Annotated in this window: 6 protein-coding genes; 2 read left to right on the top strand and 4 right to left on the bottom strand. The window is 62.2% G+C overall.

Annotated features, from left to right (window positions below):
* Positions 1-139: 139 nt before the first annotated feature.
* Positions 140-541: a DDE-type integrase/transposase/recombinase gene (locus C1J01_RS51205; RefSeq protein ID WP_220039850.1), complete on the top strand. Its 402-nt coding sequence runs from the start codon at positions 140-142 to the stop codon at positions 539-541.
* A gap of 6 nt (positions 542-547) precedes the next feature.
* Positions 548-802 carry an integrase core domain-containing protein gene (locus tag C1J01_RS51200; protein WP_220039851.1) on the top strand — a complete coding sequence of 85 codons (255 nt, stop codon included), beginning with the start codon at positions 548-550 and terminating at the stop codon, positions 800-802.
* A 1,393-nt stretch (positions 803-2,195) separates the two neighbouring features.
* Here C1J01_RS51200 and C1J01_RS11090 read toward each other — a convergent pair.
* The 4 genes from C1J01_RS11090 to C1J01_RS11075 are packed head-to-tail and all read right to left on the bottom strand — an operon-like array spanning position 2,196 to position 8,525.
* Positions 2,196-2,507 carry a M48 metallopeptidase family protein gene (locus C1J01_RS11090; RefSeq protein ID WP_220039849.1) on the bottom strand — a complete coding sequence of 104 codons (312 nt, stop codon included), beginning with the start codon at positions 2,505-2,507 and terminating at the stop codon, positions 2,196-2,198.
* A complete protein-coding gene (locus C1J01_RS11085) occupies positions 2,507-5,449 on the bottom strand; it encodes a type I restriction endonuclease subunit R (protein WP_111178850.1) in 2,943 nt (980 codons plus the stop codon). Before C1J01_RS11085 ends, C1J01_RS11090 begins: the two co-directional genes overlap by 1 nt.
* The gene (locus tag C1J01_RS11080; protein WP_220039848.1) at positions 5,446-6,717 is read right to left on the bottom strand and encodes a restriction endonuclease subunit S; all 1,272 of its coding nucleotides are present in this window, start codon (positions 6,715-6,717) and stop codon (positions 5,446-5,448) included. Before C1J01_RS11080 ends, C1J01_RS11085 begins: the two co-directional genes overlap by 4 nt.
* Entirely contained in the window at positions 6,714-8,525 is a 1,812-nt protein-coding gene (locus C1J01_RS11075; protein ID WP_111178849.1) for an N-6 DNA methylase, read from the bottom strand. Before C1J01_RS11075 ends, C1J01_RS11080 begins: the two co-directional genes overlap by 4 nt.
* Between the last annotated feature and the right edge of the window lie 702 nt (positions 8,526-9,227).

Below are 9,227 nucleotides of genomic sequence, written 5' to 3'. Positions count from 1 at the left end.
CTTCACCCACCCACTCAGCTTCGTCCGACGGGTGATCCGGCCTTGGCACCCGCTATCGAGGCCGCCTAAGATCCACTCACGGCACCTACCTCGTCGAGCCTTTTACACCGCTCCGAGGACGCGACCGGAGAAGATCTCGATGTACCTGAAGCGGTATCACGACGTCACGATCAGCCGCTCAGGCGTCTGGCGGATCCTCAAGCGCCTGGACATGGGCCGGTTGCCGGCCTCCCAGCGCTACAAGCGCCACGACCGCCGCTGGAAACGCTACGAGAAGCAGCTGCCCGGCCACCGCGTCCAGATCGACGTCAAGTTCATCGAGCCCATCGCCGGCGTCACCGGCCGCAAGGGCGGCCGCAACAAGTACTACCAGTTCACCGCGATCGACGACTGCACCCGACTGCGCGTGCTACGCATCTACCCCCAGCTCAACCAGAAGACCGCCATCCAGTTCCTCGACTACGTCCTGCAGCGCCTGCCGTTCCAGGTGGAGGTCATCCAGACCGACAACGGCGCCGAGTTCCAGTCGGCCTTCCACTGACACGTCCTGGACAAGGGCATCAACCACGTCTACATCAAGCCCCGCACACCGCGGCTGAACGGCAAGGTCGAACGCTCACACCGCATCGACGCCGAAGAGTTCTACCGAATGCTCGAGGGCGTCGTCATCGACGACGCCGAGGTGTTCAACGACAAGCTTCGCGAATGGGAGGACTACTACAACTACCATCGACCCCATGGCGGCCTCGGCGGCCAAACCCCCTACGAACGCCTCAAGCAGAAGACCACGGCCCAGGCGTAAACGATCAACGTCGGTTGCACACCACGATCAGCAGCAGGCCGGATGAGAACTTTCTCTACGGTTTCAAGCCGCCGCCCGCTGGGCGGCGGGCGGCCGGGCGGTCCGGGCGGGCGTGCGGCCTCTCCGGGCCGGTCCCGCCCGGCCACCCCGCCGCACCAACGGACGCAGGCAGAAGCGCGTACAGAACGTTCACCGGCACCACGAGGGACGTCGACTTCCGGACTGAGCCGAGAGGTCAAAGCATGCCTCCGGCGGGAGCACTCCGGCACCGAGGTGATCGCCACACGGCCCTGGACGTTGATGGACAGCTCGGGTGATCACCTCGCACACCATCGACTCAGGCAAGCCCAGCAGACCGGCTCCTCCGTATCAAGCCCGGCTCTGACCGCAGGACCACGCATGATCGAGGAACGGCGACCGGCGAACGTACACGTGAAGCCGAGCTTGACACTCCGTCCCCGGTCCGCTATCGCTACGCGGTGAGTCGACGGCGTACGAGGTGATCAGGGGTGAAGCCTTCGGGCCGTAGACGCGAGGACAAATGCATCGCCGTTGCAGAACTGTTATGTTCTATGATTTGCAAGTTGGTTTATGTCTGGCGAGTGCGATGCGCAATTGAGGCTAACGCTCTCTCACCTGCAATTTGAAGTATCGAGGGCCGCGATCTGTTGCCCTACCTGCTAATACTACAGGTCATTTACTCGCCCCGGTTATTTAGATAACCGCATCTGGCTTATCGCGGTACCTGCTTCTCGCGCAGTCTCCCGGCTGTAGCATCGTGCCCGGAAATGGTCCCGCCACAGGTGCCTCCAAGCTTTCCTGTGGCGGGTATGAGCATCCGTCAAGGAGTACTCGATGCAAACACTACAGCTCGGAAGCGGGCCGCTCGTCATAGCTGCCGTAGTTGCAGCGCTCGTAACGGTGCTCATAGTGACTGGTCATGGCGGAGAGGCACCGCTCGTCGTTGGTGCCGTGTCCATGGTGCTCGGACCGTACGCGAACAGGACCAAGCCTGGCGAGAAGAAGGGAGTGACGACGTCGAGTGAGTGACCGAGTGGGTGACAATCGCGGCGGACGCTCTCGGACGTCCGGAGACGGTTGAGGACTCCCTCGCTGGTCAGACGGCGCTTGTCCGGTGTAGCACAACGTAGATCATTCTGTTAGGCGCTCTTTGCTGCAGGATCGTGTCGTCTCCTTGCTGGGAGGGGTCTGCCACCGAAAGCTACTGGGCCTCCCCGTGGTTAGGACCTTCGCCGCAGCTATACATTCGCAGGGCCGTGACGCGAGCCCGGGATCCCCGGGCTCGCGCAGCTGCAGTAGGCGCTCGCCGCCGCCTTGTGAGGACGTCGGCGACAGCTGCCCTCCATACCCTGGCCCGCTGGCGAAAGCGGAGTCACTCAGTCGAGTGGCGGCTCATGTACTCCAGCTTGCGCCAGTTTGGTACGAGCGCCGACATCATGGCATGGAAACGCTTGCCGTGCGTGCGGTAGCGCAAATGCAGCAGCTCATGCACGATGACGTAGTCCTGGAAGGCCTCGTCGGTCTCGGCGAGCTCGTCGGCGAAGGTCACCACTCCGTCACTAGAGCACGAACCCCATTTCTTGGGCATCTCGATGATATCCACCCGTTTCGGGTTGACCTTGATGCGAAGCGCCCATGCCATCACGCGACGCCTGAGCTGCTGGTCCGGATAGAGCGAGGACATCAGTCTCCTGCCGTCTGTTCGAGCACCTGCATGATCTGTTCCACCGCCGTACGACGCTGCTCATCGGGCAGCTTGATCACCGGCTTATAGAGGTTCAGACGGAGGCGGCGCTGCTCGTCAGAGTTCTCTACCCAGTTGGGGAACTTGTCTAGCAGGGTCTCCACTTCCCGAGCCACGGCCAACGTGTCGAGGCGAGTCTCGGTGAGTGCCTCATCACGACTGAGCTGCCAGTGGACGGCGAAGCCGACATCGCTCAGGCCGCTGTCCTGGGCCTCCTTTCGGGCTTCTTCCTTCTCGACGACCAGCGCCGCGATCTCATCCATCGCGGCCATACCAGTCACCTTGCGCTCCTCCAGGTTCTTGATCACCTGGTCGGCGCGCTCCTTGAGGGCACGCAGCACCACGGCCTTAGCAGGGTCCTCGTCCATCTCCTTACGCAGTCCTCGGAGCAGGTTGTAGATCTTCCCCTCCTCGGGCCCGTCCTCATCCTTGAGCGACTCCAGCGTGGCAACGTCGAAGGCGATAACCTTGGCGATGCGGCCCAAGCCCTCTTGCTCGGCGCTGCGCTCAATGAGCCGGCGAGTCTTGTACTCCAGGTCGCCAAGAAAACTGCCGGTCTCGGAGTATGCGTTGCGCACCGCAGCGTAGAGCTGACTGAGACGTTTGTAGGTCGCGATGTGGTCACGCAGCTCGGCCGAGGGCGACAGGATCTCCCAGAGCGCCTCGACATCCTTGTAGTCCTCGAAGAACGTCTTGCGGGCATCGGGATCGATGAACCGGCCGTAGACCACCTTTTCCAGCTGCTGGTCCGGGCTGTCCTTAACGTCGACCTCAAGGTAGTCCTCTGCAGCCCGGGTGATCCGCTGATGGAGGTCCTCCATCATGGTCTCCAGGTCCTCGATCGCCCCACCGATGTCTGCGGAGTCGAAGCGCAGGGCCTTCTGGAGCTCGCGCAGCACACCGACAAAGTCGACGACCAGGCCGACGCGCTTCCGAACACCCTCAGAGTCGACGTAAGGCCGATTGACCCGAGCAATGGCCTGGAGCAGCACGTGGTCGCGCATCGGCTTATCAAGGTACATCGAGTAGAGCACCGGGGCGTCATAGCCGGTGAGCAGCTTGTCAGTAACAATCAGGATCTTGGGCTGCTCGGCGTGCTTCTTGAAGGCCTTGCGCACCTCCTGCTCTCGGGTCTCCGAGAGCTGGAGCTCGGCCACCCTCGGCCTATCGACGGCGTCCGAGGGGTTGCTGCTGTAGACGACCTCCGACCACTCCGGCGGCAGATGCCGGTCAAGCGCCAGTTTGTATTTGGCGCACGTCTCGCGGTCGACTGCGACCAGAAGGGCCTTGTAGTGCAGCGGGTCGACATTTTCCCGGAAATGGTTTGCGACGAACTCGGCCACCTGCTCGACACGGTTGTCAGCGCTGAGGAAGGCACGGATACCGACCGCGCGGTCGAGCACCCGGTTCAGCTCCTCGACGTCGGTGACGTCCTCACTCTCAGCTAGAGCGAAGAACTCCTCATCGAGCTGCTCTGTCGGGATAGTCATATTGGACGGCGCCATCATGTAGCGGATGGGCAGCGTCGTGCCATCCTCGATCGACTCCTTGATGGAGTACTTGTCGAGATAGCCGTCCTCGTCCTGCGTGCCAAAGATCTGGAAGGAACCAGAGCTACCCCTGGCGTTGCCGACCGGCGTTCCGGTGAACCCGATGATCGTCGCCGCAGGGAGCGCCGCCATGAGGTAACTGCCCAGATCCTTGGCGACCGAGCGGTGTGCCTCGTCGATGAAGACGTAAATGTTGTCGCGGGGAGAGCTGTCCTTCTTGATCTCTTCAAACTTGTGGATCATCGAGATGACGAGGCCGCGGAAGTCAGCGTCGAGCAGGTTCTGAAGCTCAGTTTTGGAGTTGGCCCGGCGTACAGCAATGTCGTTGGCCTGCATCTCCCCCAGAAGGCGGTCGACCCACTCGCGCAGCTGACCCTCCAGCTCGGTGCGGTCGACCACCAGGATGACGGTGCCGTTGTTGTAGCGGTCCTTGTTCTCAAGAATCAAACGGGCTGCGGTAAGCAGCGTAAACGTCTTACCAGATCCCTGGGTGTGCCAGATAAGGCCACGAGTCTTCTCGTGATCAGCGCAGCGGGCCACGATCTTGTCGATCGCACGGCGCTGGTGCTCACGCAGCACCGACTTCCGCGTCTCGCCGTCCTCGACGTAGAAGAGGATCCAATGCTGCAAGGTGCGTAGGAAGTCGGTCGGCTCGAAGAAAGCCTGGACAGCGAAGCGGTACTCCTCGTCGGGGGTCTGCTTCCACTTGGAGATGAAGCGCCGGTTGGCGTTCCAGGTAACTCCATACCAGTAGTCGAGCAGATGCGTCACATTGAACAGCTGAGGCGCGGCCAACAGCTCGGGCGTCTCCAGCTCGTAGCGGCGTAGCTGCTTCACCGCCCGATCGAGCGCTCCCCCATCTTTGGGGTTCTTGTGCTCGACAACCGCCACCGGCAGCCCGTTGATCACAAACATGACGTCGGCACGGTTACCCTTGCGCGCCAGCGGCTCGATCTTCCACTCCCACGTCACGACGAAGGAGTTGCTGCCAGGGTTATTGAAGTCCACGACCTGGATGGGACGGTGGCGCTTTTCGACCTCGTCGTACCACTGCCGCTCGCCGCGGATCCAGGCAAGCACATCTCGATTGCCCTCAATGGTAGACGGTAGCGCCTCGATGGTGTCGACGATGGCCCGGGACTGGTCGTCACTCAGCCACGGGTTGAACTCCAGGAGCTTGGCCTCGAGATCATCGCGGAACAACATGTTCGCGCGGCCGTGGCGCTTGGCCTCTGCCTCCTGCTGCGTCAGGGGCGTCCAGCCGATCTCGACGACATGCTTCACCATCGGGAACTGGACGGTGTAGCCCTCAGCGATCTTGAGCGTGGTCATGCCGCGCTCCCTTCCGAGGTCCGAGCCGGAGGCACCAGGTCATCGGCTGAAACCTCACCGGTCATGATGTCCAGCAGCACGCGCTGATAGAGCTCCCGCAGCCGGTCAAGCCGAGCCTGGTGCAGCTCGATCTTCTGATCAATCGACCGGAACAGGGTGGCGATCTCCTGCTGCTGACTGAGGTCACGGGGGTACGCGATCGGAATCTTGCGGACGATGTCGAGGCTCAGATTCTGCTGCTGGCCACCGTGCGCCCGGGCGCGGATGTTCTCGTACTGCCACTCGAGGAAGTAGTAAAGATAGTCAGGGTCAACGATCCCGCCAGGGCACTGGATGGCAGCACAGGCCTGGTTGCAGGTGGCCTTGATCCCAAGCTTGCCGACCTTCCCGCGCGTGACGCCTTGGCCGTACATAGCAAGCAGCAGCGTGCCAGCCGGAAAGAGCTTGACATTCGTTTCTTCCAGGGCGGTAGCCGTGATGTGTTCGGAGGTCTCCGTGATCGTCGAGTACGACACCTCGGCTGTCTTCACCCAGGGAATCGTGCCGCCCTCCCAATACCGCGAGTTCCTGCGGGACGGGGTCCCACCGGTCTGCACTGTGTGCGAGTCGCCGAGTTCCTCTACGACCCAGCCTTCGGGAATGAGGCCGAGCAGCGAGTCGACCTGGTCCTCGCTCAGGAGGCCACGTCGGAAGACCTGCTCCATAGCTGCGCGCTTCAACTCAATGGCGCCCGCCCGCAGCTCACCGTGCAAAACCTCGGCCTCGCGGATCTTGCCGAGGACCCCGACGATCGCCTGCTGCTCAGGGAGCGACGGGTGTGGTACCTCCAGCGCGGCCAGGCGGCTTGAGGAAAGGTTCGGGATAGTGGTCTTGTTGCCGGCTCCCTCGAAGATACCGAGCTGGGTGAATGCCGAGTGCAGGAAGAAGACGTAGAAACGAGGGTCGACATCGTCGGACTTCGGACGCAGACGATGTAGGTGGTTCTGGAAGGCCATCGGTGTGACGCTTCCGTCCCAGATCGCTGCCCGGCCAATCTCGCCGCCCTCACAGACGAGCAGGTCGCCAAGCTCAACGAGCTTCTCCGGAAGCTCGCGTGCTGGGATGGACATCTCGTCGAGACTGCTCAGATCCAGCCGGTCCCACAGCACATTTGAGGTCCTGAGAAACGGTACCTTGTCGTTGCCAGCGCGCGCCGCCGCCGACATGGTCTTCCCCGCGCCGATCTCGAATAGCTCGCCGAGCCGACGCCAGGTCCAGGTGTCACTCACAGCTTCACCAACATCTCTGCGAGGGCGCTATCGATCTCCCGCGCACGACTATCCAGTTCGAGGAGATCCCCCATGATTTCCTTGATGGACCGGTGCTCCTTGTCGTCCGGCTGGGTCACCCACAGCGCCGGGCTGAGGTTGTAGTCAGCGCCCACTGCGTCAGCGGTCTTGATGATCCGTACGATGCCGTCGACGTCGGCCCAGTCATGGTAGTGCTTAGCAAGATCAGAAATATCCGCCGGGGTGAGGTGGTTCTTCGGCTTGCCCTTGGTAAAGCGCCGGCTGGCGTTGAGCAGAAGGATCTTGTTCTTCCTGGTGGCGGGCTTGCGCTTGTTAAGGATCAGGATGACGCCGGCCGCGGTGGTGTTGTAGAAGAGGTTCTCGGGCAGCAGGATGACACCCTCGATAAGATCCTTTTCAACGAACCACTTCCGGATGTTGCGCTCCTTGTCGTCGTTCTTGGAGCCCGACCCACGGGTGACTGCCCCCATGTCGAGGACGACGGCGGCGCGCCCGCCGTCGCTCATCGTGGCGATGGTGTGCTGCAGCCAGGCCCAGTCACCCCTGCCTGAAGTGGCGCCGCCCGACTTCATAAAGCGGTCGAATGGGTCATCGGTGAAGAGGTCGGCGTCAAAGGGCTGATTCCACATCGGGTTTGCGACCACGATGTCGAAGCGCAGCAGGGAGCCAGTGGCATCGCGGAACTTGGGGTTGATCATGGTGTCGCCACGCTGCAAATCGACGTCCATATCGTGGATGATCGTGTTCATCCGAGCGACGGCGTAACTCTCGGCCTGGAGCTCCTGGCCATACATCTTGAGCGGCACCTTGCTGGTTGGGTCGAGTTCCCTGGCGACAAGCTGCAGCTTGATCAGCAGTCCGCCGGAGCCGCAGGCGTAGTCGTGACAAGTCTCGCCCGGCTTCGGCCGGAGGATGTTGGCCATCAGGAAGCCGACCTCGGTCGGGGTGAAGAACTCGCCGGCGCTCTGGCCAGAGCCCTCAGCGAACTTTCGCAGGAGGTACTCGTAGGCCCGCCCGAGGAAGTCGGGCTGCACATCAGCCAGGCCAAGGCGGTAGCGCGGGTCGGAGAAGGTCTCAACGACACCACGCAGCTTGGCCGGGTTGATGTCCCGCTCGCCGTTGCGCTCGGCGGCGAAGTCGACGACATCGATGACACCCGAGAGGTCCGGGTTGTGCCGCACCACGGCGCGCACCGCCTTAGTGAGGTGCTCCCCGATGTCCCGGGGCGCCGTCGACCGGCCACGCTCGTCGACCGGCCAGTCGAACGTCGTGCGCCCGCTGATCACGCTCCAGCGGGCTTCAGGCGGAAGGTAAAAGCGCAGGAGGCTATGGTCGGACTCCGCGATCTCCAAAGCAACCGCAAGGTCGCCGAACTCCTCCGCCAGGCGAGCGATCTCATCGTCGAAGACGTCGGAGAGCCGCTTCAAGAACAGCAGCGGCAAAAGATAGTCCTTGAACTTGGGAGCGTCCTTCTCGCCACGGATGGAGGAAGCGGCGTCCCAGAGCATCTGCTCCATGGACTTGGTACTGGGGACAGCGGCGGCCCGGCCACGCCGGCGAGTGGGTGCCGGAGCTGCAATCGCGTCAACGTCGCTGACGTCGATCCCGGCCTCAGCCGCTACCTGGAGAATGCGCGCCATCGCGGCCTTCTGAGGCCTGCTGCCTCCACCCTCCCAGCGGTTGACTGTCGCGAAGGAGACGCCGAGCTTCTCCGCCAGTTCCGCCTGGGTGAGGTCGAGCTGGGCCCGGATGGCACGGAGAGTCGCAGGCACTTCCAGAGATGTCATGTTTGCTATCTTTGCGATATAGCATCACAAAGTCAAGGGATCTCGTCTAGTTCGGCACGCCGGGGCCAGACGCGCTGAGGCGATGTCGGCATCGATCAGGTGCTGCCTGTACTTTCCTGCCAACATGTCCGAGTTCATGAGTGGGGGGTCCGCTGACCCACAGAGGACGACCGCCAGCTTCCCCGCCCTATCGTCGACTCTGCCGACCTGACCTGTGTGCAATATGGGAGATACGCGGGGTGATCTTTTAAGCAGTATGAGCTGCTCCAGACATTTCCGCAGGTCATCTTCAGACGCTAGCGGTACGACCACCACTCTGCCTAAGGCAGGCGCCTCCCCCGAGCCTCCCGTCAATCCCGGCATGGTTCACGGTCCATGAACCGCTTGCGTCGATTGCTCGACCGCTCGGCTCAGTAGTTCTTTGCTATTGGAGGTTCATGCCAGGGACGCGGAGGAGTCGAGCCCTGCGCCCGCACTGCGCGCCCCATTGCCGCCCGAGCCTTGATGCCTTCCTCAGCAAGTAGCAGCTTCTCTCGTTCACGACGTTTCCGGTGCCGTTCATTCCGCAGCTTCCGTCGCTCAGCCCTAGCCGCACGCTCCGCTGCGGACAGATCCTCAGCCGGGTTATTAGCATCACTCATAATCTATCACTTTAGGTCATTTCATCGACTAATAGACCACCAGGATCACCGATAAGTCCTG

The organism is Nonomuraea aridisoli (genome assembly GCF_003236395.1).
GTDB classification, from domain to species: Bacteria; Actinomycetota; Actinomycetes; order Streptosporangiales; family Streptosporangiaceae; genus Nonomuraea; species Nonomuraea aridisoli.
The sequence above is the reverse complement of the archived record's forward strand: the minus strand, read 5'-3'. Positions and strand labels throughout refer to the sequence as shown.